This window comes from Companilactobacillus sp. FL22-1, assembly GCF_043951805.1.
Lineage (GTDB): Bacteria > Bacillota > Bacilli > Lactobacillales > Lactobacillaceae > Companilactobacillus.
This window is the reverse complement of the sequence record NZ_JBINJY010000013.1, coordinates 19,208-39,940: the sequence shown is the minus strand read 5'-3', so window position 1 is coordinate 39,940 and position 20,733 is coordinate 19,208. Positions and strand designations below refer to the sequence as shown.

The following is a 20,733-nucleotide window of genomic DNA, read 5'->3' as shown; positions in this document are numbered from 1 at the left end:
GTGGCCTTATTGCTCCTTGTATTTCTTTCGCATCATGTCTTTTGGAAAACCACGTAAATTAAGATACTTTGTGGCTCCTGCTTCATTGGCATTAACGGCTAGCTTGTATTGCCAAATGCCTTTCTTTTTCTTGATTTCATCATCATCAATCAGCTTTTGAATATCCGCATCAATCTTAGATGAATTGTAGTCATTAGAATGGTATTTGTTATACAGAGTTCCCCAATCAAGGCCATTCATTTCTTTGTAGACTTGAGGGAAAGTCATTCGAATCCAGTCCATGATTTTCTGCCAATACTGCCACAATTCATTTGCATCGTCATCTGACTTGTGTTCATCCATATATTCCTCAATAGTAGTATCTTTAGCATCAGCAATCCAAAGCAACGCCTTCTCCAACAATTCTTGCCGATTAGGATCACCCTTTACATAGTGGTCACTCACTTTTGCAGCAACACAGCCTCGCTTACTAAAATGTCTCTTGGCATCTGATAGCCACGGCCCAACGTATGCAATATTACGCAGCTCTTGACTTGTCAATTTCTTTCCAGCAATATTTACCGTTTTAAACCATGATAGCTTTTCGGAATCCGTACCTTTGCACCAGTAAACCATCAATTGATAATTCATCAAACGATCATATAGATCATTTGGTAAAGCATCTACATACATAGTTTGACCGTCCCATTCAATTGGAAACTTATGGTCCAAGAATCGCATAATTGACAATGTACGTTGTTGGCCATCGAGCACTTCATAATGTTCATCATCATCAATTACCCAATACATAACATTTAATGGGAAGCCACGCAAAGCCGTATTAATAACAGCTTTTTCTTCTGGCAGATCATAAACAAAATTTCTTTGATACGGAGGACGTATGTTTAGTTGTCCTTGATATCCGACAACACCAGCTTCATCCATATCTTTATACCCATCAAAAACATTTTTAACGGGCACCTGTTTTAGTTCAATCTCCATTACTTCTCCACCTTCTTAATAAAAATACGCTTGTAAATACGTTTACCATTAATTGTCGCTTGTTTGACGCCTGATTTAGAATTCCAAAGCCCATTCGATAATCCATTTCCTTCGCTTTCAGTGCAACCAATAATTTCAAACTGTTCAGGAGTATATTTAAGCATACCTGTTATTGGAATTCCCATAACACCATCATAATCCAACGGAATTTCAGCAGTTTTGCTTATATTAATAGCATCATAATTATCATATTTAGGATACTCATCAGGATTATACTTTTTATACAAAATCATTGGTTCATGCCGACGAGCATAATCAAGATTTGTATACCACATAACACCAGATACTCTGATTAGTCCTTCTTTATGCTGTGAAGCAGTGGCCACATCTTCATATAGGCTCTTAAAGAATCCAACGTTACCTTTAAATGGCTTCCCAAGCCACATTTTATTATCCTTAATCAATGGAAAAATTTCTTTATAAGTAATTGCATTCTGATTGCCAATAATCAAAAATTGCTTATTATATTCAAACAGCGTTTTCACAAATTCTCTAAATTTTGAGAATGGCGGATTTGTTACTACCACATCTGCTTGCTTCAAATAATTCAAGCATTCATCAGAACGATAATCACCATCGCCCTTTAGTCGTTTGACTATTCCACGTTCATGTAAAAGCGTATTAATATCGTCATCACTAACTCCACGACCATTTGCCATAGGAACACTCGATATATCCAACACATAACCACGATCGCTTTCAACTGGTTCATTGTAATCGTCGAACAATGACATTTGTGTTCCAACTACTGGACTTCCAGCATATGAAGTACATATAAGCCGTTTTAACTTCAAATAGTTAAAGTTGCGAAGAAAGAACTTTGAAAAATTACTTTCAAACGGATCATCGCAATTACATAAAACAGTTTTGCCAGCAAATCCATCTTCAAAATTATTAATTTCTGATTGAATATCATCATAAGAGGTATAAAATTCATCTTTTTTTGCCTTTGCAGCTTTGTTCAATCGTTCATTAGTTGCCATAGCTATCACTCCTCATCTAAACGGCCAAAGTTTAAACTTTTTGGTTTTCTTTTCATCATCATGTTCCGACTTATCTTTTACTTCCGGTGTCTTAACTTCTGGTTCTGGCAAGACTTGTTGATTATGAGTAGTTAAGTCCAACTGTTGGGCCTGATCGGCTAGCCGAATGGCATCTGCAATCTGGTCATTTTTAACCTTTAACTCATTACGTAGCAGCTCATTGGTAGTCTGCAGGTCGCGAACACGAGCCCGAAGCTCATCAATCACATCATCTTTAGTGGCCGGACGGTGTTCAGAACTAGCTTCTTGCTGTTTTTCGCTCTTACGTTGGTAGTAAGACCTGATTTCGTCTAAAACACTGCTATCAAAGTATTTAGAGTTGTTTTTCCCCAGCCTTACCGGTTTTAACTCATTTCTTTTAATATACTTGCTAACAGACGCCACAGTAACATCAGAAATCCTTGCTATGTCTGATATTGTGTAGTCTTTCCTTTTACTTTGTCCCATGCCTTTCTGACCTCTCGCGTTAATTCTACTACATTAGAGGGTTAAATCGTCACCATGATCTTTAGATTTATCAGATTGCGCATTAGATGAATTAGCAGATGGTTGAACAGCCTCTTTTATAACCTCTTTTAGTGAGGTCCTTAGCCCTACTATCCCAGAAGTAAAACGGGGTTAAGCGTAGAGAGATTCGTCATGTTTACCAAGTTTAAAATAAACGGTGATGCTGATTGTCCATATGTTGAGGTAGAAATCTATAAGGATGCTCTCCCATTACTAAATAACCTTGAACGATGGGTACGTTATGCTCTAGCAGAGTTCCGAGGGTTAAAGAGTAGCTATTCGAAAACAAGGTTCCGCTTGCTTAAACAATACCGTACAACGGGATATGCTTATTTCACTGTTGCTGATTTCAATGAATTATTGGATATAACCAAGAGCTATAATCAAGGTACTCTAGAGCAACGCGTCCTTAGTCCCCTTAGAGAAGAGTTAACACCCTTATTCCGTGCATTAACTATCCGTAAAAAATACGGTAAAAGTCGTGGCAAGCCTGTTATTGGCTTTACTTTTACTTGGAAAGCTGAGCCAAAAGATGCTGAAAATATTCACATAAGCAGCAAACAACGATTACAAACTAAACTCTTTAATATTGAGCATAATTCCGAGCTATCAGAACGAGAAAAGTGGAGAGCAATAGATAAAGTTAAAGATGTTCCCCTAGGGACCTCAGAACAAGTAAATATGCAGGAAAAACGAGAATTAAGTGAAACTAAAATACGGCAAGACTTATTGCAAAGGCTTAATAGACATTTATAGATCCAAGAGGAAAACTAATTGGTTTTCCTCTTTTTTTATTTGTTGTCACCAACGGCGACTTCTGATGCAGGTTTTTAATGGGTCTAGCACAACATAGAATAAATTCTATGTGTAAGTGCACATTGACCTCATTTCACTCGGTCTGCTGATAGCTATTAAATCAGGTTTTCCGTTATTGAATTGAATACATTTTTAATTCAATATATGCGTCCAAATCAACTAAATTTGCTATGCTTTAAATACTTAAAAACTATTACAGATTCCGCTATTTCCAATTCGAATTTTTTAATTGTCTTTTACAGAGATTCTTTATAAACTTAGCAACAAAATTTTAATAACTAACTGTAAGAACTGTGTATCTAAACTGAAATCATTATTTTGATGTTAGGAGTAATCAAGATGGACGAAAAGAAAGTATTAACACCAATTGATGAAATGCTTGCTGATCCTTGGCAAGTTGATATTCAAGAATTGTTTGAAGCTTCTGTCAATGAACCTGACGAGATCAAAAGGAATTTGTATGATTCCTTATACACTTATATTTTGCAAAAAAGACAAGAAGATATTATTAATCGTCCTGGCTTCGTTATTTAGCCCTCTAATAGCCTGCTGAGGGCTTTTTATTTTTCCTTTGGTATAAATGTATATAAACATTCTTAAAACCGCTAGAAACGAGAAATAAGGCCCTTAAAAACGAATATAGCAGTTAAAGTCTTGTTAAGATTCAGAAAAACTAACTGTTTGCTGTCAATGGTAGCGGACGAGCAAAGCGTGGGAGCATAAGGAATTGACAGCTCTTAACCAGTCTTAACACTGAATTGGCGAAAGCCAAAGTTTCTATAAAACTTTGCTTTCCTGCCTAACGGCGAGTGAAAAAGCGGTCAAGCTGGCTCAGCTTGGACGGGGTTCGGGGCGTCAGCGCCCGAATGAATGTGGCTTGCCACACCTTTTAGGCAACGAACAAAGTGAGGCGCAAGGAGCATAGCGACTGGAGTTTAATGTGAGCCTGTTTTTTGGCTCACTCCTTTGTGTTTTTGTTTTAGATTTTGCCCTCGTACAGTAGTGCCTCTTTTAAACCTCTTTTATAAACCTCTTTTAAACCTCTTTTAAGGGCATGTTCCACTTTACTCTCCCAAGCGTTTCACAAATGTTTGGGGGTCCAATTGTCTGTTTATGGGGGTCCAATTGTCTGTTTATAGGGGTCCAATTGTCTGTTTATGGGGGTCCAATTGTCTGTTTATGGGGGTCCCGTCTTGAGGCTCCGGCCTTGATATGGTAGCCTCTAATTTAGGAGGTGGTTTTTTGAGCAACGAACTAGTTAAATATGATCCAGAGTTAAATACCATTCCACTTCGAAAATTTACTCCAGTTGAAATGAATTTATTTTTTTCGATTATTTCTCGTATGCGTGATAAGGGAGATCAGACCGTTCGTTTTACTTTTGATCAATTAAAAGAGTTAAGTGCTTATAAACCTACTGCAAATAACCGTTTTGAAGATGACATTCAGAGAACTTATGAAAAAATGATGGGATTACATTTTGGTAGACGAAGTAAAAGTGGCTTAAATCGAGAATTTTTTGTTATGTTTACCGAATTTGAAATTAAAGGCGAAGCTGAAATACCTTACGTTGATATCCGAGTTTATCCTAAAGCCTTACACTTACTAAACGATTTAGAAAGTTGGGTTCGTTATGCGTTGGCAGAGTTTAGAGATTTAAAAAGTAGTTACGCAAAAACAATGTTTCGGTTACTAAAACAATTTAGAACTACTGGGTACGCTTACTTTTCCAAAGCAGATTTTGATGAGTTACTTGATATTCCAAAAACTTATCGGCAAGGCGACATTAACAAAAAAGTGATAAAACCAATCAAAGAAGAACTTACCCCCCTATTTTGTGGGCTAACTGTCCGAAAGAAATACGGTAAAGGGCGAGGAAAGCCTGTTATTGGCTATTCGTTTACCTGGAAACCCGAAAAGAAAGACGCTAACGACTTCTCACAAGGTCAATTTCAAGATGAACGTCAAAAACTCTTTAATATTCAGCATAATGGCGAATTAACAGAACAGGAAAAATGGAGTGCCATTGATAAAGTTAAGGGGTTAACTTTAGGCTCTACTGAAAAGCAAGCATTGGCTGTCAAACAAGCCGAACATGATAAAAAAATAAGAGATCAAGCAAGAAAAGAAGCACTTGCTGAACTCCGAAAGGAGTTTGGAAATCATGCCTAAAACTATTAGAGAACTTGCTGATGAGTTTGGTGTATCAAAACAAGCCATTAGGGAAAAAACTAGATGCAAACTTTAGTTGTTGTTAATTCGGGATATTTGTTGTTAAAGCAACATTCATTGGTGGCAACAACCAGAACCAAATCGATTATAGTTTAGCTTGAAGATTGATACCTAAAGAAAACCAATCGACAACCAAGTTTAAGTTTTGGTTGTCGATTGGTTTTCTTGTCGTTTTTAACTTATAATTTAAGGCGGATTAATTAGGCGGTGAAACTATTGGGCAAGACTATTCGGCAACTTTCAGAAGAATTTAAATTGTCAAAACAAGCTATTAATCAACGTATTAATAGCATTAATGGCTTTCGAAGCAAACACACTTACAAAGTTAAAAACCATCTAGAAATAGACAAGCTGAAAACGGCAAGGACAAAAATATTGATCAGATCTTGCTGAAGCAACTTGATGTTAAAGATCAACAAATTGCAAATTTACAACAAGCCTTAGATCAGCAGCAAAAATTACAGATAGCAACGGTTGCAGAGAACCATCGATTAAAAGAACACGTTCAGAAACTGAGTGGCTTGTTTGAATCTTCTAGTGCTACTCATCAGCAACAATTAAACGACAAGGACGATACCTTGACGAATAGTTCTAATACCAGTCACATCAAGGATAAAAACGACAATCAAAATGAAAATAAAGTTGCTGAATATGGTAATAGACAAAAGAAAACATTTAAGAACAACACCGATAATAGTTGGTGGCATTTTTGGTGACAATCAGTGGCAGCAAGGCTCTGGATCTGTAGAGGAAAAAATATTTGGATTTGTAAACAAAAGGCGTTTATATCAAAATGATTTTAACCAATTGAGTCACGAGCCCAAACCTACTGTTGAATTTTCAGCATTATTTAATTCTTCATGGTGGATATATGGGTTGAAAAATACTATGGAAAATAATGATCTTGAAAAATATCCTAGAAAAAATGAGAAACAATATCAAGATTACTTTGATAACCTAAGAATAGATGGAGTGAAAATATTTTTTTGACAATTATGATTATTGGTGGTTTGGACTTTATTATTAAGAGCTCTATACAGGCATGCTTATTATGGATAGTGGCATTAATAGAGGTTCAGAAGGGCGAGAACAGATTTTATATGGGCATTCGCTGTTCATACAATAATAGCCGTTTCGTTAACAGCGACTAAATTAATCGATTTGTTAAAAATGATATTAATCTGGGATTTAGGTTATCCGATTTGTGAAAAAAGTGGTTGTATTGATCCTTAAAAATTAAATAAAAAGGTAGATTGTAGAATTACTTATTTATGCAAAAAAATATGAGATAAGGATATTGAATTTATCCTCATCTCATATTTTAATTTAATCATTAACCGTTATATTTTGATAATTTGAAAACAACTTTGTCTTTGTTGTGTAATTTCTTTTTGTCAGCTGAAACGTTAACTTGTTTGCCATTAACAGTGAATGTCCAGTAAATTTTCTTCTTGTTATTTTGTTTGTGACCGTCGATAGCTGTGATAAAGCCGCCTTTGTCGTTAACTTTCCAGCCTTTTTTAAGACCATCAGTAACAGTGGCATTCTTTTTCAATGTGATAGTTTTCTTGGCAATCTTCTTTTTGTTCTTCTTCAAAGTGTAAGTAGCTTTGATATTCTCGGAAGCCTTAGCTTGAACGGTTGTTGCAGTTGCTGGAGCGAATACCCCTAGTAACATTAATAATGACAATAAAAATGCTGTAATCTTTTTCATTATTTTCCTCCTCGATTTGTACAACGATTTTCATTATAACAAAGAAAAGGCAGACGAAAATAATAATTTAAAAACCATTCAATTAAATAAATCTACAATTGAATTTTATTTACCTTATGAAGATGTTCAAAACGCGTTAAAGGAAAGTGCGCAGAACCCCTTTATACGTACAAAGGATGAATGGTTAGTGGGTAACAATGAGTGTAAATTAAATAAGGCACAAAAAAGGATGCTTAAGGATAAAGAAATATATAATCATTTCAATTTAGAAAATATTCCCAGTTCCATCAAAACGGAGCTAAACAAGATAGTGCATGACATCGATGACTAATACTTTAACACCAAACAGAAAGGGGCTATGAATATATAGGGTCTATAACTATCAAATAACCCCTCAAAAACATTGAAAGAATAGCCCCCAATATCTACATTATAGATATTGGGGGCTATTTTAATTTATTCTTTTATAAGTGCCCCTAAACTATAGCTATTGATTCAAGATTTCATGGGAGCCAGTTGCAACCAATAACAAAATCAATTCATCATGATCTAGCTGATAAATAACAATCCAGTTGTCATAATTTTTACCATAGTTTCCATATCTGGCAGGGTGAAATTCACGATATCCACGCCAATTTCCTTTTAATGCATGATCTTTAATCTGTTTCAAAACAAGTACATCTTGTTCAACAATTGCTTCTAAACAAGGCTTCAAGACAGTTATTGGGAAATGTTTTTTGACTAGTTTTTTTAATTCACGTTCAAAAGATTTGGTCTGTTTAATTTGCATCTAACTTATCGATCCAATCTTCAAAGTCAGTCAATGAACCAATGTTTTTGACCTGCCCTGTTTCTGCTTCTTTTTTAGCGGCTAAGGCTTCCGGAGAATCTAAAAAGCTGACTAATCGAACTTCATTATTGGCCGCTTTAACTAACGATAAGCGTATATACTCAGAAACGGTTAGCCCTTGTTTTGCTAGATTAGCTTTAGCCCGTTCACTAATGTCAGGTGTTACACGAGTTGAAATTGTCTTGTTTTTAATAATAGTATTACTCATTCTAATCCGCCTCCTTTAAGTTTACCATCGTACTACATTATAATATTCGATTTTTAGGTTTTCTGCAACTAAATTAATTTTAAAGTAAAGGAACTAACAGCTTATGCGACAAGTTGTCTTACCCATCAAAGATTCAAACGTTCTTAAAGAGGTTCAAGATACGTTACTCAATAACTTTAAAGCTGGCCGACGTAACTATACGATTTTTCAAGTTGGTAAAGCGACGCTACTGCGAGTGAGTGACGTTATGGGCTTAAAACAGGACGATATTTTTAATCCGGACGGTTCTATTAAACAAAATGCGTTTATTCATGACCGAAAAACTGGTAAACCGAATACCTTGTACCTTAAACCAGTTCAAACAGAGCTTTTATTGTATCGTCAATGGCTGCTCGATCATAAGCTGGATTCTGAATGGCTCTTTCCTTCAATTCAACACCCAGAACGCCATATTACTGAAAAACAGTTCTACAAAATTATGAGTAAGGTTGGCGATCTATTAGGAATTAATTACCTTGGTACCCACACTATGCGCAAAACTGGGGCTTATCGCGTTTATACGCAATCCAATTACAATATTGGCTTAGTCATGCACTTATTAAATCATTCAAGTGAAGCCATGACTTTAGCTTATTTAGGCTTAGACCAAGCCAGTACCGAAACTATGTTAGATCAAATTGATTTTGGTTAGTTTTATTTGGATTTTTAGTTGTTGCCGAAGGCAACTTCTGAGACAGATTTTAAGCACAAAACCTCCACTAATTTTTAGCGGAGTATAAGTGCGCACTAATGGTTGCTTTTCATTCGATTGTGTCGCTTACAAAGCATCTGTAAATTATCTTCTTCAGTACGACCGCCTTCAGACCAAGGTGTAATGTGGTCACCTTCCATTTCAGATAATTGGTACACTTTATCATTGCCTTCTTCAAGACACATTGGGCAGTGGCCTTATTGCTCCTTGTATTTCTTTCGCATCATGTCTTTTGGAAAACCACGTAAATTAAGATACTTTGTGGCTCCTGCTTCATTGGCATTAACGGCTAGCTTGTATTGCCAAATGCCTTTCTTTTTCTTGATTTCATCATCATCAATCAGCTTTTGAATATCCGCATCAATCTTAGATGAATTGTAGTCATTAGAATGGTATTTGTTATACAGAGTTCCCCAATCAAGGCCATTCATTTCTTTGTAGACTTGAGGGAAAGTCATTCGAATCCAGTCCATGATTTTCTGCCAATACTGCCACAATTCATTTGCATCGTCATCTGACTTGTGTTCATCCATATATTCCTCAATAGTAGTATCTTTAGCATCAGCAATCCAAAGCAACGCCTTCTCCAACAATTCTTGCCGATTAGGATCACCCTTTACATAGTGGTCACTCACTTTTGCAGCAACACAGCCTCGCTTACTAAAATGTCTCTTGGCATCTGATAGCCACGGCCCAACGTATGCAATATTACGCAGCTCTTGACTTGTCAATTTCTTTCCAGCAATATTTACCGTTTTAAACCATGATAGCTTTTCGGAATCCGTACCTTTGCACCAGTAAACCATCAATTGATAATTCATCAAACGATCATATAGATCATTTGGTAAAGCATCTACATACATAGTTTGACCGTCCCATTCAATTGGAAACTTATGGTCCAAGAATCGCATAATTGACAATGTACGTTGTTGGCCATCGAGCACTTCATAATGTTCATCATCATCAATTACCCAATACATAACATTTAATGGGAAGCCACGCAAAGCCGTATTAATAACAGCTTTTTCTTCTGGCAGATCATAAACAAAATTTCTTTGATACGGAGGACGTATGTTTAGTTGTCCTTGATATCCGACAACACCAGCTTCATCCATATCTTTATACCCATCAAAAACATTTTTAACGGGCACCTGTTTTAGTTCAATCTCCATTACTTCTCCACCTTCTTAATAAAAATACGCTTGTAAATACGTTTACCATTAATTGTCGCTTGTTTGACGCCTGATTTAGAATTCCAAAGCCCATTCGATAATCCATTTCCTTCGCTTTCAGTGCAACCAATAATTTCAAACTGTTCAGGAGTATATTTAAGCATACCTGTTATTGGAATTCCCATAACACCATCATAATCCAACGGAATTTCAGCAGTTTTGCTTATATTAATAGCATCATAATTATCATATTTAGGATACTCATCAGGATTATACTTTTTATACAAAATCATTGGTTCATGCCGACGAGCATAATCAAGATTTGTATACCACATAACACCAGATACTCTGATTAGTCCTTCTTTATGCTGTGAAGCAGTGGCCACATCTTCATATAGGCTCTTAAAGAATCCAACGTTACCTTTAAATGGCTTCCCAAGCCACATTTTATTATCCTTAATCAATGGAAAAATTTCTTTATAAGTAATTGCATTCTGATTGCCAATAATCAAAAATTGCTTATTATATTCAAACAGCGTTTTCACAAATTCTCTAAATTTTGAGAATGGCGGATTTGTTACTACCACATCTGCTTGCTTCAAATAATTCAAGCATTCATCAGAACGATAATCACCATCGCCCTTTAGTCGTTTGACTATTCCACGTTCATGTAAAAGCGTATTAATATCGTCATCACTAACTCCACGACCATTTGCCATAGGAACACTCGATATATCCAACACATAACCACGATCGCTTTCAACTGGTTCATTGTAATCGTCGAACAATGACATTTGTGTTCCAACTACTGGACTTCCAGCATATGAAGTACATATAAGCCGTTTTAACTTCAAATAGTTAAAGTTGCGAAGAAAGAACTTTGAAAAATTACTTTCAAACGGATCATCGCAATTACATAAAACAGTTTTGCCAGCAAATCCATCTTCAAAATTATTAATTTCTGATTGAATATCATCATAAGAGGTATAAAATTCATCTTTTTTTGCCTTTGCAGCTTTGTTCAATCGTTCATTAGTTGCCATAGCTATCACTCCTCATCTAAACGGCCAAAGTTTAAACTTTTTGGTTTTCTTTTCATCATCATGTTCCGACTTATCTTTTACTTCCGGTGTCTTAACTTCTGGTTCTGGCAAGACTTGTTGATTATGAGTAGTTAAGTCCAACTGTTGGGCCTGATCGGCTAGCCGAATGGCATCTGCAATCTGGTCATTTTTAACCTTTAACTCATTACGTAGCAGCTCATTGGTAGTCTGCAGGTCGCGAACACGAGCCCGAAGCTCATCAATCACATCATCTTTAGTGGCCGGACGGTGTTCAGAACTAGCTTCTTGCTGTTTTTCGCTCTTACGTTGGTAGTAAGACCTGATTTCGTCTAAAACACTGCTATCAAAGTATTTAGAGTTGTTTTTCCCCAGCCTTACCGGTTTTAACTCATTTCTTTTAATATACTTGCTAACAGACGCCACAGTAACATCAGAAATCCTTGCTATGTCTGATATTGTGTAGTCTTTCCTTTTACTTTGTCCCATGCCTTTCTGACCTCTCGCGTTAATTCTACTACATTAGAGGGTTAAATCGTCACCATGATCTTTAGATTTATCAGATTGCGCATTAGATGAATTAGCAGATGGTTGAACAGCCTCTTTTATAACCTCTTTTAGTGAGGTCCTTAGCCCTACTATCCCAGAAGTAAAACGGGGTTAAGCGTAGAGAGATTCGTCATGTTTACCAAGTTTAAAATAAACGGTGATGCTGATTGTCCATATGTTGAGGTAGAAATCTATAAGGATGCTCTCCCATTACTAAATAACCTTGAACGATGGGTACGTTATGCTCTAGCAGAGTTCCGAGGGTTAAAGAGTAGCTATTCGAAAACAAGGTTCCGCTTGCTTAAACAATACCGTACAACGGGATATGCTTATTTCACTGTTGCTGATTTCAATGAATTATTGGATATAACCAAGAGCTATAATCAAGGTACTCTAGAGCAACGCGTCCTTAGTCCCCTTAGAGAAGAGTTAACACCCTTATTCCGTGCATTAACTATCCGTAAAAAATACGGTAAAAGTCGTGGCAAGCCTGTTATTGGCTTTACTTTTACTTGGAAAGCTGAGCCAAAAGATGCTGAAAATATTCACATAAGCAGCAAACAACGATTACAAACTAAACTCTTTAATATTGAGCATAATTCCGAGCTATCAGAACGAGAAAAGTGGAGAGCAATAGATAAAGTTAAAGATGTTCCCCTAGGGACCTCAGAACAAGTAAATATGCAGGAAAAACGAGAATTAAGTGAAACTAAAATACGGCAAGACTTATTGCAAAGGCTTAATAGACATTTATAGATCCAAGAGGAAAACTAATTGGTTTTCCTCTTTTTTTATTTGTTGTCACCAACGGCGACTTCTGATGCAGGTTTTTAATGGGTCTAGCACAACATAGAATAAATTCTATGTGTAAGTGCACATTGACCTCATTTCACTCGGTCTGCTGATAGCTATTAAATCAGGTTTTCCGTTATTGAATTGAATACATTTTTAATTCAATATATGCGTCCAAATCAACTAAATTTGCTATGCTTTAAATACTTAAAAACTATTACAGATTCCGCTATTTCCAATTCGAATTTTTTAATTGTCTTTTACAGAGATTCTTTATAAACTTAGCAACAAAATTTTAATAACTAACTGTAAGAACTGTGTATCTAAACTGAAATCATTATTTTGATGTTAGGAGTAATCAAGATGGACGAAAAGAAAGTATTAACACCAATTGATGAAATGCTTGCTGATCCTTGGCAAGTTGATATTCAAGAATTGTTTGAAGCTTCTGTCAATGAACCTGACGAGATCAAAAGGAATTTGTATGATTCCTTATACACTTATATTTTGCAAAAAAGACAAGAAGATATTATTAATCGTCCTGGCTTCGTTATTTAGCCCTCTAATAGCCTGCTGAGGGCTTTTTATTTTTCCTTTGGTATAAATGTATATAAACATTCTTAAAACCGCTAGAAACGAGAAATAAGGCCCTTAAAAACGAATATAGCAGTTAAAGTCTTGTTAAGATTCAGAAAAACTAACTGTTTGCTGTCAATGGTAGCGGACGAGCAAAGCGTGGGAGCATAAGGAATTGACAGCTCTTAACCAGTCTTAACACTGAATTGGCGAAAGCCAAAGTTTCTATAAAACTTTGCTTTCCTGCCTAACGGCGAGTGAAAAAGCGGTCAAGCTGGCTCAGCTTGGACGGGGTTCGGGGCGTCAGCGCCCGAATGAATGTGGCTTGCCACACCTTTTAGGCAACGAACAAAGTGAGGCGCAAGGAGCATAGCGACTGGAGTTTAATGTGAGCCTGTTTTTTGGCTCACTCCTTTGTGTTTTTGTTTTAGATTTTGCCCTCGTACAGTAGTGCCTCTTTTAAACCTCTTTTATAAACCTCTTTTAAACCTCTTTTAAGGGCATGTTCCACTTTACTCTCCCAAGCGTTTCACAAATGTTTGGGGGTCCAATTGTCTGTTTATGGGGGTCCAATTGTCTGTTTATAGGGGTCCAATTGTCTGTTTATGGGGGTCCAATTGTCTGTTTATGGGGGTCCCGTCTTGAGGCTCCGGCCTTGATATGGTAGCCTCTAATTTAGGAGGTGGTTTTTTGAGCAACGAACTAGTTAAATATGATCCAGAGTTAAATACCATTCCACTTCGAAAATTTACTCCAGTTGAAATGAATTTATTTTTTTCGATTATTTCTCGTATGCGTGATAAGGGAGATCAGACCGTTCGTTTTACTTTTGATCAATTAAAAGAGTTAAGTGCTTATAAACCTACTGCAAATAACCGTTTTGAAGATGACATTCAGAGAACTTATGAAAAAATGATGGGATTACATTTTGGTAGACGAAGTAAAAGTGGCTTAAATCGAGAATTTTTTGTTATGTTTACCGAATTTGAAATTAAAGGCGAAGCTGAAATACCTTACGTTGATATCCGAGTTTATCCTAAAGCCTTACACTTACTAAACGATTTAGAAAGTTGGGTTCGTTATGCGTTGGCAGAGTTTAGAGATTTAAAAAGTAGTTACGCAAAAACAATGTTTCGGTTACTAAAACAATTTAGAACTACTGGGTACGCTTACTTTTCCAAAGCAGATTTTGATGAGTTACTTGATATTCCAAAAACTTATCGGCAAGGCGACATTAACAAAAAAGTGATAAAACCAATCAAAGAAGAACTTACCCCCCTATTTTGTGGGCTAACTGTCCGAAAGAAATACGGTAAAGGGCGAGGAAAGCCTGTTATTGGCTATTCGTTTACCTGGAAACCCGAAAAGAAAGACGCTAACGACTTCTCACAAGGTCAATTTCAAGATGAACGTCAAAAACTCTTTAATATTCAGCATAATGGCGAATTAACAGAACAGGAAAAATGGAGTGCCATTGATAAAGTTAAGGGGTTAACTTTAGGCTCTACTGAAAAGCAAGCATTGGCTGTCAAACAAGCCGAACATGATAAAAAAATAAGAGATCAAGCAAGAAAAGAAGCACTTGCTGAACTCCGAAAGGAGTTTGGAAATCATGCCTAAAACTATTAGAGAACTTGCTGATGAGTTTGGTGTATCAAAACAAGCCATTAGGGAAAAAACTAGATGCAAACTTTAGTTGTTGTTAATTCGGGATATTTGTTGTTAAAGCAACATTCATTGGTGGCAACAACCAGAACCAAATCGATTATAGTTTAGCTTGAAGATTGATACCTAAAGAAAACCAATCGACAACCAAGTTTAAGTTTTGGTTGTCGATTGGTTTTCTTGTCGTTTTTAACTTATAATTTAAGGCGGATTAATTAGGCGGTGAAACTATTGGGCAAGACTATTCGGCAACTTTCAGAAGAATTTAAATTGTCAAAACAAGCTATTAATCAACGTATTAATAGCATTAATGGCTTTCGAAGCAAACACACTTACAAAGTTAAAAACCATCTAGAAATAGACAAGCTGAAAACGGCAAGGACAAAAATATTGATCAGATCTTGCTGAAGCAACTTGATGTTAAAGATCAACAAATTGCAAATTTACAACAAGCCTTAGATCAGCAGCAAAAATTACAGATAGCAACGGTTGCAGAGAACCATCGATTAAAAGAACACGTTCAGAAACTGAGTGGCTTGTTTGAATCTTCTAGTGCTACTCATCAGCAACAATTAAACGACAAGGACGATACCTTGACGAATAGTTCTAATACCAGTCACATCAAGGATAAAAACGACAATCAAAATGAAAATAAAGTTGCTGAATATGGTAATAGACAAAAGAAAACATTTAAGAACAACACCGATAATAGTTGGTGGCATTTTTGGTGACAATCAGTGGCAGCAAGGCTCTGGATCTGTAGAGGAAAAAATATTTGGATTTGTAAACAAAAGGCGTTTATATCAAAATGATTTTAACCAATTGAGTCACGAGCCCAAACCTACTGTTGAATTTTCAGCATTATTTAATTCTTCATGGTGGATATATGGGTTGAAAAATACTATGGAAAATAATGATCTTGAAAAATATCCTAGAAAAAATGAGAAACAATATCAAGATTACTTTGATAACCTAAGAATAGATGGAGTGAAAATATTTTTTTGACAATTATGATTATTGGTGGTTTGGACTTTATTATTAAGAGCTCTATACAGGCATGCTTATTATGGATAGTGGCATTAATAGAGGTTCAGAAGGGCGAGAACAGATTTTATATGGGCATTCGCTGTTCATACAATAATAGCCGTTTCGTTAACAGCGACTAAATTAATCGATTTGTTAAAAATGATATTAATCTGGGATTTAGGTTATCCGATTTGTGAAAAAAGTGGTTGTATTGATCCTTAAAAATTAAATAAAAAGGTAGATTGTAGAATTACTTATTTATGCAAAAAAATATGAGATAAGGATATTGAATTTATCCTCATCTCATATTTTAATTTAATCATTAACCGTTATATTTTGATAATTTGAAAACAACTTTGTCTTTGTTGTGTAATTTCTTTTTGTCAGCTGAAACGTTAACTTGTTTGCCATTAACAGTGAATGTCCAGTAAATTTTCTTCTTGTTATTTTGTTTGTGACCGTCGATAGCTGTGATAAAGCCGCCTTTGTCGTTAACTTTCCAGCCTTTTTTAAGACCATCAGTAACAGTGGCATTCTTTTTCAATGTGATAGTTTTCTTGGCAATCTTCTTTTTGTTCTTCTTCAAAGTGTAAGTAGCTTTGATATTCTCGGAAGCCTTAGCTTGAACGGTTGTTGCAGTTGCTGGAGCGAATACCCCTAGTAACATTAATAATGACAATAAAAATGCTGTAATCTTTTTCATTATTTTCCTCCTCGATTTGTACAACGATTTTCATTATAACAAAGAAAAGGCAGACGAAAATAATAATTTAAAAACCATTCAATTAAATAAATCTACAATTGAATTTTATTTACCTTATGAAGATGTTCAAAACGCGTTAAAGGAAAGTGCGCAGAACCCCTTTATACGTACAAAGGATGAATGGTTAGTGGGTAACAATGAGTGTAAATTAAATAAGGCACAAAAAAGGATGCTTAAGGATAAAGAAATATATAATCATTTCAATTTAGAAAATATTCCCAGTTCCATCAAAACGGAGCTAAACAAGATAGTGCATGACATCGATGACTAATACTTTAACACCAAACAGAAAGGGGCTATGAATATATAGGGTCTATAACTATCAAATAACCCCTCAAAAACATTGAAAGAATAGCCCCCAATATCTACATTATAGATATTGGGGGCTATTTTAATTTATTCTTTTATAAGTGCCCCTAAACTATAGCTATTGATTCAAGATTTCATGGGAGCCAGTTGCAACCAATAACAAAATCAATTCATCATGATCTAGCTGATAAATAACAATCCAGTTGTCATAATTTTTACCATAGTTTCCATATCTGGCAGGGTGAAATTCACGATATCCACGCCAATTTCCTTTTAATGCATGATCTTTAATCTGTTTCAAAACAAGTACATCTTGTTCAACAATTGCTTCTAAACAAGGCTTCAAGACAGTTATTGGGAAATGTTTTTTGACTAGTTTTTTTAATTCACGTTCAAAAGATTTGGTCTGTTTAATTTGCATCTAACTTATCGATCCAATCTTCAAAGTCAGTCAATGAACCAATGTTTTTGACCTGCCCTGTTTCTGCTTCTTTTTTAGCGGCTAAGGCTTCCGGAGAATCTAAAAAGCTGACTAATCGAACTTCATTATTGGCCGCTTTAACTAACGATAAGCGTATATACTCAGAAACGGTTAGCCCTTGTTTTGCTAGATTAGCTTTAGCCCGTTCACTAATGTCAGGTGTTACACGAGTTGAAATTGTCTTGTTTTTAATAATAGTATTACTCATTCTAATCCGCCTCCTTTAAGTTTACCATCGTACTACATTATAATATTCGATTTTTAGGTTTTCTGCAACTAAATTAATTTTAAAGTAAAGGAACTAACAGCTTATGCGACAAGTTGTCTTACCCATCAAAGATTCAAACGTTCTTAAAGAGGTTCAAGATACGTTACTCAATAACTTTAAAGCTGGCCGACGTAACTATACGATTTTTCAAGTTGGTAAAGCGACGCTACTGCGAGTGAGTGACGTTATGGGCTTAAAACAGGACGATATTTTTAATCCGGACGGTTCTATTAAACAAAATGCGTTTATTCATGACCGAAAAACTGGTAAACCGAATACCTTGTACCTTAAACCAGTTCAAACAGAGCTTTTATTGTATCGTCAATGGCTGCTCGATCATAAGCTGGATTCTGAATGGCTCTTTCCTTCAATTCAACACCCAGAACGCCATATTACTGAAAAACAGTTCTACAAAATTATGAGTAAGGTTGGCGATCTATTAGGAATTAATTACCTTGGTACCCACACTATGCGCAAAACTGGGGCTTATCGCGTTTATACGCAATCCAATTACAATATTGGCTTAGTCATGCACTTATTAAATCATTCAAGTGAAGCCATGACTTTAGCTTATTTAGGCTTAGACCAAGCCAGTACCGAAACTATGTTAGATCAAATTGATTTTGGTTAGTTTTATTTGGATTTTTAGTTGTTGCCGAAGGCAACTTCTGAGACAGATTTTAAGCACAAAACCTCCACTAATTTTTAGCGGAGTATAAGTGCGCACTAATGGTTGCTTTTCATTCGATTGTGTCGCTTACAAAGCATCTGTAAATTATCTTCTTCAGTACGACCGCCTTCAGACCAAGGTGTAATGTGGTCACCTTCCATTTCAGATAATTGGTACACTTTATCATTGCCTTCTTCAAGACACATTGGGCAGTGGCCTTATTGCTCCTTGTATTTCTTTCGCATCATGTCTTTTGGAAAACCACGTAAATTAAGATACTTTGTGGCTCCTGCTTCATTGGCATTAACGGCTAGCTTGTATTGCCAAATGCCTTTCTTTTTCTTGATTTCATCATCATCAATCAGCTTTTGAATATCCGCATCAATCTTAGATGAATTGTAGTCATTAGAATGGTATTTGTTATACAGAGTTCCCCAATCAAGGCCATTCATTTCTTTGTAGACTTGAGGGAAAGTCATTCGAATCCAGTCCATGATTTTCTGCCAATACTGCCACAATTCATTTGCATCGTCATCTGACTTGTGTTCATCCATATATTCCTCAATAGTAGTATCTTTAGCATCAGCAATCCAAAGCAACGCCTTCTCCAACAATTCTTGCCGATTAGGATCACCCTTTACATAGTGGTCACTCACTTTTGCAGCAACACAGCCTCGCTTACTAAAATGTCTCTTGGCATCTGATAGCCACGGCCCAACGTATGCAATATTACGCAGCTCTTGACTTGTCAATTTCTTTCCAGCAATATTTACCGTTTTAAACCATGATAGCTTTTCGGAATCCGTACCTTTGCACCAGTAAACCATCAATTGATAATTCATCAAACGATCATATAGATCATTTGGTAAAGCATCTACATACATAGTTTGACCGTCCCATTCAATTGGAAACTTATGGTCCAAGAATCGCATAATTGACAATGTACGTTGTTGGCCATCGAGCACTTCATAATGTTCATCATCATCAATTACCCAATACATAACATTTAATGGGAAGCCACGCAAAGCCGTATTAATAACAGCTTTTTCTTCTGGCAGATCATAAACAAAATTTCTTTGATACGGAGGACGTATGTTTAGTTGTCCTTGATATCCGACAACACCAGCTTCATCCATATCTTTATACCCATCAAAAACATTTTTAACGGGCACCTGTTTTAGTTCAATCTCCATTACTTCTCCACCTTCTTAATAAAAATACGCTTGTAAATACGTTTACCATTAATTGTCGCTTGTTTGACGCCTGATTTAGAATTCCAAAGCCCATTCGATAATCCATTTCCTTCGCTTTCAGTGCAACCAATAATTTCAAACTGTTCAGGAGTATATTTAAGCATACCTGTTATTGGAATTCCCATAACACCATCATAATCCAACGGAATTTCAGCAGTTTTGCTTATATTAATAGCATCATAATTATCATATTTAGGATACTCATCAGGATTATACTTTTTATACAAAATCATTGGTTCATGCCGACGAGCATAATCAAGATTTGTATACCACATAACACCAGATACTCTGATTAGTCCTTCTTTATGCTGTGAAGCAGTGGCCACATCTTCATATAGGCTCTTAAAGAATCCAACGTTACCTTTAAATGGCTTCCCAAGCCACATTTTATTATCCTTAATCAATGGAAAAATTTCTTTATAAGTAATTGCATTCTGATTGCCAATAATCAAAAATTGCTTATTATATTCAAACAGCGTTTTCACAAATTCTCTAAATTTTGAGAATGGCGGATTTGTTACTACCACATCTGCTTGCTTCAAATAATTCAAGCATTCATCAGAACGATAATCACCATCGCCCTTTAGTCGTTTGACTATTCCACGTTCATGTAAAAGCGTATTAATATCGTCATCACTAACTCCACGACCATTTGCCATAGGAACACTCGATATATCCAACACATAACCACGATCGCTTTCAACTGGTTCATTGTAATCGTCGAACAATGACATTTGTGTTCCAACTACTGGACTTCCAGCATATGAAGTACATATAAGCCGTTTTAACTTCAAATAGTTAAAGTTGCGAAGAAAGAACTTTGAAAAATTACTTTCAAACGGATCATCGCAATTACATAAAACAGTTTTGCCAGCAAATCCATCTTCAAAATTATTAATTTCTGATTGAATATCATCATAAGAGGTATAAAATTCATCTTTTTTTGCCTTTGCAGCTTTGTTCAATCGTTCATTAGTTGCCATAGC

General features: G+C 35.8%; 30 protein-coding genes and 2 pseudogenes. 16 read left to right on the top strand and 16 right to left on the bottom strand.

Annotation, left to right across the window (positions count from 1 at the left end):
* Positions 1–6: 6 nt before the first annotated feature.
* The 3 genes from ACG72T_RS11165 to ACG72T_RS11155 are packed head-to-tail and all read right to left on the bottom strand — an operon-like array spanning position 7 to position 2,531.
* Positions 7–981, bottom strand: a complete 975-nt coding sequence (locus tag ACG72T_RS11165) for a DUF262 domain-containing protein (RefSeq protein ID WP_395266249.1) — start codon at positions 979–981, stop codon at positions 7–9.
* Positions 981–2,024, bottom strand: a complete 1,044-nt coding sequence (locus ACG72T_RS11160; RefSeq protein ID WP_395266247.1) for an adenine-specific methyltransferase EcoRI family protein — start codon at positions 2,022–2,024, stop codon at positions 981–983. The genes ACG72T_RS11165 and ACG72T_RS11160 overlap by 1 nt, the downstream gene beginning before the upstream one ends.
* A 12-nt stretch (positions 2,025–2,036) precedes the next feature.
* The gene (locus ACG72T_RS11155) at positions 2,037–2,531 is read right to left on the bottom strand and encodes a MerR family transcriptional regulator (RefSeq protein ID WP_395266245.1); all 495 of its coding nucleotides are present in this window, start codon (positions 2,529–2,531) and stop codon (positions 2,037–2,039) included.
* Positions 2,532–2,687: 156 nt separating this feature from the next.
* Here ACG72T_RS11155 and ACG72T_RS11150 point away from each other — a divergent pair.
* The 6 genes and pseudogenes from ACG72T_RS11150 to ACG72T_RS11125 form a co-directional block, all read left to right on the top strand.
* Positions 2,688–3,347 (top strand): annotated as a pseudogene (locus ACG72T_RS11150) (replication initiation protein); the annotation flags it as partial.
* 289 nt (positions 3,348–3,636) lie between these two features.
* Positions 3,637–3,729: a TRASH domain-containing protein gene (locus ACG72T_RS11145; protein ID WP_395266243.1), complete on the top strand. Its 93-nt coding sequence runs from the start codon at positions 3,637–3,639 to the stop codon at positions 3,727–3,729.
* Positions 3,729–3,941, top strand: coding sequence for a hypothetical protein (locus ACG72T_RS11140; RefSeq protein ID WP_395266241.1), 213 nt, complete (start codon positions 3,729–3,731; stop codon positions 3,939–3,941). Before ACG72T_RS11145 ends, ACG72T_RS11140 begins: the two co-directional genes overlap by 1 nt.
* Before the next feature lie 708 nt (positions 3,942–4,649).
* The gene (locus ACG72T_RS11135) at positions 4,650–5,579 is read left to right on the top strand and encodes a replication initiation protein (protein WP_395266239.1); all 930 of its coding nucleotides are present in this window, start codon (positions 4,650–4,652) and stop codon (positions 5,577–5,579) included.
* Positions 5,580–6,025: 446 nt separating this feature from the next.
* Positions 6,026–6,355, top strand: coding sequence for a DUF536 domain-containing protein (locus tag ACG72T_RS11130; RefSeq protein ID WP_395266238.1), 330 nt, complete (start codon positions 6,026–6,028; stop codon positions 6,353–6,355).
* Positions 6,291–6,629, top strand: coding sequence for a hypothetical protein (locus ACG72T_RS11125; RefSeq protein WP_288646975.1), 339 nt, complete (start codon positions 6,291–6,293; stop codon positions 6,627–6,629). Before ACG72T_RS11130 ends, ACG72T_RS11125 begins: the two co-directional genes overlap by 65 nt.
* 343 nt (positions 6,630–6,972) lie before the next feature.
* Here the strand turns inward: ACG72T_RS11125 and ACG72T_RS11120 are convergent, their stop codons facing one another.
* Complete coding sequence (locus ACG72T_RS11120) at positions 6,973–7,353, bottom strand: DUF4430 domain-containing protein (RefSeq protein ID WP_125765019.1); 381 nt, start codon at positions 7,351–7,353, stop codon at positions 6,973–6,975.
* A gap of 16 nt (positions 7,354–7,369) precedes the next feature.
* Between ACG72T_RS11120 and ACG72T_RS11115 the strand changes: the two genes are divergently transcribed.
* Entirely contained in the window at positions 7,370–7,684 is a 315-nt protein-coding gene (locus tag ACG72T_RS11115; RefSeq protein WP_395266235.1) for a hypothetical protein, read from the top strand.
* Positions 7,685–7,840: 156 nt separating this feature from the next.
* Here ACG72T_RS11115 and ACG72T_RS11110 read toward each other — a convergent pair whose 3' ends face one another.
* Both ACG72T_RS11110 and ACG72T_RS11105 read right to left on the bottom strand, forming a co-directional pair.
* Complete coding sequence (locus ACG72T_RS11110) at positions 7,841–8,143, bottom strand: type II toxin-antitoxin system YafQ family toxin (RefSeq protein ID WP_005917927.1); 303 nt, start codon at positions 8,141–8,143, stop codon at positions 7,841–7,843.
* Positions 8,133–8,411: a plasmid mobilization protein gene (locus tag ACG72T_RS11105; RefSeq protein WP_003625288.1), complete on the bottom strand. Its 279-nt coding sequence runs from the start codon at positions 8,409–8,411 to the stop codon at positions 8,133–8,135. Before ACG72T_RS11105 ends, ACG72T_RS11110 begins: the two co-directional genes overlap by 11 nt.
* Positions 8,412–8,514: 103 nt before the next feature.
* Here ACG72T_RS11105 and ACG72T_RS11100 point away from each other — a divergent pair, with 103 nt between their 5' ends.
* Positions 8,515–9,102 carry a site-specific integrase gene (locus tag ACG72T_RS11100; protein WP_395266253.1) on the top strand — a complete coding sequence of 196 codons (588 nt, stop codon included), beginning with the start codon at positions 8,515–8,517 and terminating at the stop codon, positions 9,100–9,102.
* 95 nt (positions 9,103–9,197) lie between these two features.
* Here the strand turns inward: ACG72T_RS11100 and ACG72T_RS11095 are convergent, their stop codons facing one another.
* From ACG72T_RS11095 to ACG72T_RS11080, 4 genes are read right to left on the bottom strand one after another with little or no spacing between them, the layout of a single operon-like run.
* A complete protein-coding gene (locus ACG72T_RS11095; RefSeq protein ID WP_395266251.1) occupies positions 9,198–9,347 on the bottom strand; it encodes an HNH endonuclease in 150 nt (49 codons plus the stop codon).
* 12 nt (positions 9,348–9,359) lie between these two features.
* Positions 9,360–10,334 carry a DUF262 domain-containing protein gene (locus tag ACG72T_RS11090; RefSeq protein WP_395266249.1) on the bottom strand — a complete coding sequence of 325 codons (975 nt, stop codon included), beginning with the start codon at positions 10,332–10,334 and terminating at the stop codon, positions 9,360–9,362.
* Positions 10,334–11,377: an adenine-specific methyltransferase EcoRI family protein gene (locus ACG72T_RS11085; protein WP_395266247.1), complete on the bottom strand. Its 1,044-nt coding sequence runs from the start codon at positions 11,375–11,377 to the stop codon at positions 10,334–10,336. Before ACG72T_RS11085 ends, ACG72T_RS11090 begins: the two co-directional genes overlap by 1 nt.
* A 12-nt stretch (positions 11,378–11,389) precedes the next feature.
* On the bottom strand, positions 11,390–11,884 hold the full coding sequence (locus ACG72T_RS11080; protein WP_395266245.1) for a MerR family transcriptional regulator: 495 nt from the start codon (positions 11,882–11,884) through the stop codon (positions 11,390–11,392).
* Positions 11,885–12,040: 156 nt separating this feature from the next.
* Here ACG72T_RS11080 and ACG72T_RS11075 point away from each other — a divergent pair.
* From ACG72T_RS11075 to ACG72T_RS11050, 6 genes and pseudogenes are all read left to right on the top strand, one after another.
* Positions 12,041–12,700 (top strand): annotated as a pseudogene (locus ACG72T_RS11075) (replication initiation protein); the annotation flags it as partial.
* A 289-nt stretch (positions 12,701–12,989) separates the two neighbouring features.
* Positions 12,990–13,082, top strand: coding sequence for a TRASH domain-containing protein (locus ACG72T_RS11070; RefSeq protein ID WP_395266243.1), 93 nt, complete (start codon positions 12,990–12,992; stop codon positions 13,080–13,082).
* The gene (locus ACG72T_RS11065; RefSeq protein WP_395266241.1) at positions 13,082–13,294 is read left to right on the top strand and encodes a hypothetical protein; all 213 of its coding nucleotides are present in this window, start codon (positions 13,082–13,084) and stop codon (positions 13,292–13,294) included. Before ACG72T_RS11070 ends, ACG72T_RS11065 begins: the two co-directional genes overlap by 1 nt.
* A gap of 708 nt (positions 13,295–14,002) precedes the next feature.
* On the top strand, positions 14,003–14,932 hold the full coding sequence (locus tag ACG72T_RS11060) for a replication initiation protein (protein ID WP_395266239.1): 930 nt from the start codon (positions 14,003–14,005) through the stop codon (positions 14,930–14,932).
* Between the two features lie 446 nt (positions 14,933–15,378).
* Positions 15,379–15,708 (top strand): DUF536 domain-containing protein, encoded by a 330-nt coding sequence (locus ACG72T_RS11055; RefSeq protein WP_395266238.1) that lies wholly within the window; start codon positions 15,379–15,381, stop codon positions 15,706–15,708.
* On the top strand, positions 15,644–15,982 hold the full coding sequence (locus tag ACG72T_RS11050) for a hypothetical protein (protein WP_288646975.1): 339 nt from the start codon (positions 15,644–15,646) through the stop codon (positions 15,980–15,982). Before ACG72T_RS11055 ends, ACG72T_RS11050 begins: the two co-directional genes overlap by 65 nt.
* 343 nt (positions 15,983–16,325) lie before the next feature.
* On the opposite strand, the gene ACG72T_RS11045 is transcribed toward ACG72T_RS11050, so the two are convergent.
* A complete protein-coding gene (locus tag ACG72T_RS11045) occupies positions 16,326–16,706 on the bottom strand; it encodes a DUF4430 domain-containing protein (protein ID WP_125765019.1) in 381 nt (126 codons plus the stop codon).
* Between the two features lie 16 nt (positions 16,707–16,722).
* On the opposite strand from ACG72T_RS11045, the gene ACG72T_RS11040 reads away from it, so the two are divergent.
* Positions 16,723–17,037, top strand: a complete 315-nt coding sequence (locus tag ACG72T_RS11040; RefSeq protein WP_395266235.1) for a hypothetical protein — start codon at positions 16,723–16,725, stop codon at positions 17,035–17,037.
* Positions 17,038–17,193: 156 nt separating this feature from the next.
* On the opposite strand, the gene ACG72T_RS11035 is transcribed toward ACG72T_RS11040, so the two are convergent.
* The gene (locus tag ACG72T_RS11035; RefSeq protein ID WP_005917927.1) at positions 17,194–17,496 is read right to left on the bottom strand and encodes a type II toxin-antitoxin system YafQ family toxin; all 303 of its coding nucleotides are present in this window, start codon (positions 17,494–17,496) and stop codon (positions 17,194–17,196) included.
* Positions 17,486–17,764, bottom strand: a complete 279-nt coding sequence (locus ACG72T_RS11030) for a plasmid mobilization protein (RefSeq protein ID WP_003625288.1) — start codon at positions 17,762–17,764, stop codon at positions 17,486–17,488. The genes ACG72T_RS11035 and ACG72T_RS11030 overlap by 11 nt, the downstream gene beginning before the upstream one ends.
* Positions 17,765–17,867: 103 nt before the next feature.
* On the opposite strand from ACG72T_RS11030, the gene ACG72T_RS11025 reads away from it, so the two are divergent.
* The gene (locus ACG72T_RS11025; protein ID WP_395266253.1) at positions 17,868–18,455 is read left to right on the top strand and encodes a site-specific integrase; all 588 of its coding nucleotides are present in this window, start codon (positions 17,868–17,870) and stop codon (positions 18,453–18,455) included.
* 95 nt (positions 18,456–18,550) lie between these two features.
* On the opposite strand, the gene ACG72T_RS11020 is transcribed toward ACG72T_RS11025, so the two are convergent.
* The 3 genes from ACG72T_RS11020 to ACG72T_RS11010 are packed head-to-tail and all read right to left on the bottom strand — an operon-like array spanning position 18,551 to position 20,730.
* Positions 18,551–18,700, bottom strand: coding sequence for an HNH endonuclease (locus ACG72T_RS11020; protein WP_395266251.1), 150 nt, complete (start codon positions 18,698–18,700; stop codon positions 18,551–18,553).
* Between the two features lie 12 nt (positions 18,701–18,712).
* Entirely contained in the window at positions 18,713–19,687 is a 975-nt protein-coding gene (locus tag ACG72T_RS11015) for a DUF262 domain-containing protein (RefSeq protein WP_395266249.1), read from the bottom strand.
* Entirely contained in the window at positions 19,687–20,730 is a 1,044-nt protein-coding gene (locus ACG72T_RS11010; protein ID WP_395266247.1) for an adenine-specific methyltransferase EcoRI family protein, read from the bottom strand. The genes ACG72T_RS11015 and ACG72T_RS11010 overlap by 1 nt, the downstream gene beginning before the upstream one ends.
* Positions 20,731–20,733 lie beyond the last annotated feature (3 nt).

Coding starts and splice junctions, on each gene's coding strand:
- ACG72T_RS11030 (WP_003625288.1), bottom strand. CDS start 17,764: ATGAGTAATACTATTATTAAAAACAAGACAATTTCAACTCGTGTAACA.
- ACG72T_RS11125 (WP_288646975.1), top strand. CDS start 6,291: ATGGTAATAGACAAAAGAAAACATTTAAGAACAACACCGATAATAGTT.
- ACG72T_RS11165 (WP_395266249.1), bottom strand. CDS start 981: ATGGAGATTGAACTAAAACAGGTGCCCGTTAAAAATGTTTTTGATGGG.
- ACG72T_RS11025 (WP_395266253.1), top strand. CDS start 17,868: ATGCGACAAGTTGTCTTACCCATCAAAGATTCAAACGTTCTTAAAGAG.
- ACG72T_RS11120 (WP_125765019.1), bottom strand. CDS start 7,353: ATGAAAAAGATTACAGCATTTTTATTGTCATTATTAATGTTACTAGGG.
- ACG72T_RS11085 (WP_395266247.1), bottom strand. CDS start 11,377: ATGGCAACTAATGAACGATTGAACAAAGCTGCAAAGGCAAAAAAAGAT.
- ACG72T_RS11065 (WP_395266241.1), top strand. CDS start 13,082: ATGTTAGGAGTAATCAAGATGGACGAAAAGAAAGTATTAACACCAATT.
- ACG72T_RS11105 (WP_003625288.1), bottom strand. CDS start 8,411: ATGAGTAATACTATTATTAAAAACAAGACAATTTCAACTCGTGTAACA.
- ACG72T_RS11140 (WP_395266241.1), top strand. CDS start 3,729: ATGTTAGGAGTAATCAAGATGGACGAAAAGAAAGTATTAACACCAATT.
- ACG72T_RS11010 (WP_395266247.1), bottom strand. CDS start 20,730: ATGGCAACTAATGAACGATTGAACAAAGCTGCAAAGGCAAAAAAAGAT.
- ACG72T_RS11110 (WP_005917927.1), bottom strand. CDS start 8,143: ATGCAAATTAAACAGACCAAATCTTTTGAACGTGAATTAAAAAAACTA.
- ACG72T_RS11020 (WP_395266251.1), bottom strand. CDS start 18,700: ATGTGTCTTGAAGAAGGCAATGATAAAGTGTACCAATTATCTGAAATG.
- ACG72T_RS11080 (WP_395266245.1), bottom strand. CDS start 11,884: ATGGGACAAAGTAAAAGGAAAGACTACACAATATCAGACATAGCAAGG.
- ACG72T_RS11095 (WP_395266251.1), bottom strand. CDS start 9,347: ATGTGTCTTGAAGAAGGCAATGATAAAGTGTACCAATTATCTGAAATG.
- ACG72T_RS11090 (WP_395266249.1), bottom strand. CDS start 10,334: ATGGAGATTGAACTAAAACAGGTGCCCGTTAAAAATGTTTTTGATGGG.
- ACG72T_RS11045 (WP_125765019.1), bottom strand. CDS start 16,706: ATGAAAAAGATTACAGCATTTTTATTGTCATTATTAATGTTACTAGGG.
- ACG72T_RS11050 (WP_288646975.1), top strand. CDS start 15,644: ATGGTAATAGACAAAAGAAAACATTTAAGAACAACACCGATAATAGTT.
- ACG72T_RS11160 (WP_395266247.1), bottom strand. CDS start 2,024: ATGGCAACTAATGAACGATTGAACAAAGCTGCAAAGGCAAAAAAAGAT.
- ACG72T_RS11035 (WP_005917927.1), bottom strand. CDS start 17,496: ATGCAAATTAAACAGACCAAATCTTTTGAACGTGAATTAAAAAAACTA.
- ACG72T_RS11100 (WP_395266253.1), top strand. CDS start 8,515: ATGCGACAAGTTGTCTTACCCATCAAAGATTCAAACGTTCTTAAAGAG.
- ACG72T_RS11015 (WP_395266249.1), bottom strand. CDS start 19,687: ATGGAGATTGAACTAAAACAGGTGCCCGTTAAAAATGTTTTTGATGGG.
- ACG72T_RS11155 (WP_395266245.1), bottom strand. CDS start 2,531: ATGGGACAAAGTAAAAGGAAAGACTACACAATATCAGACATAGCAAGG.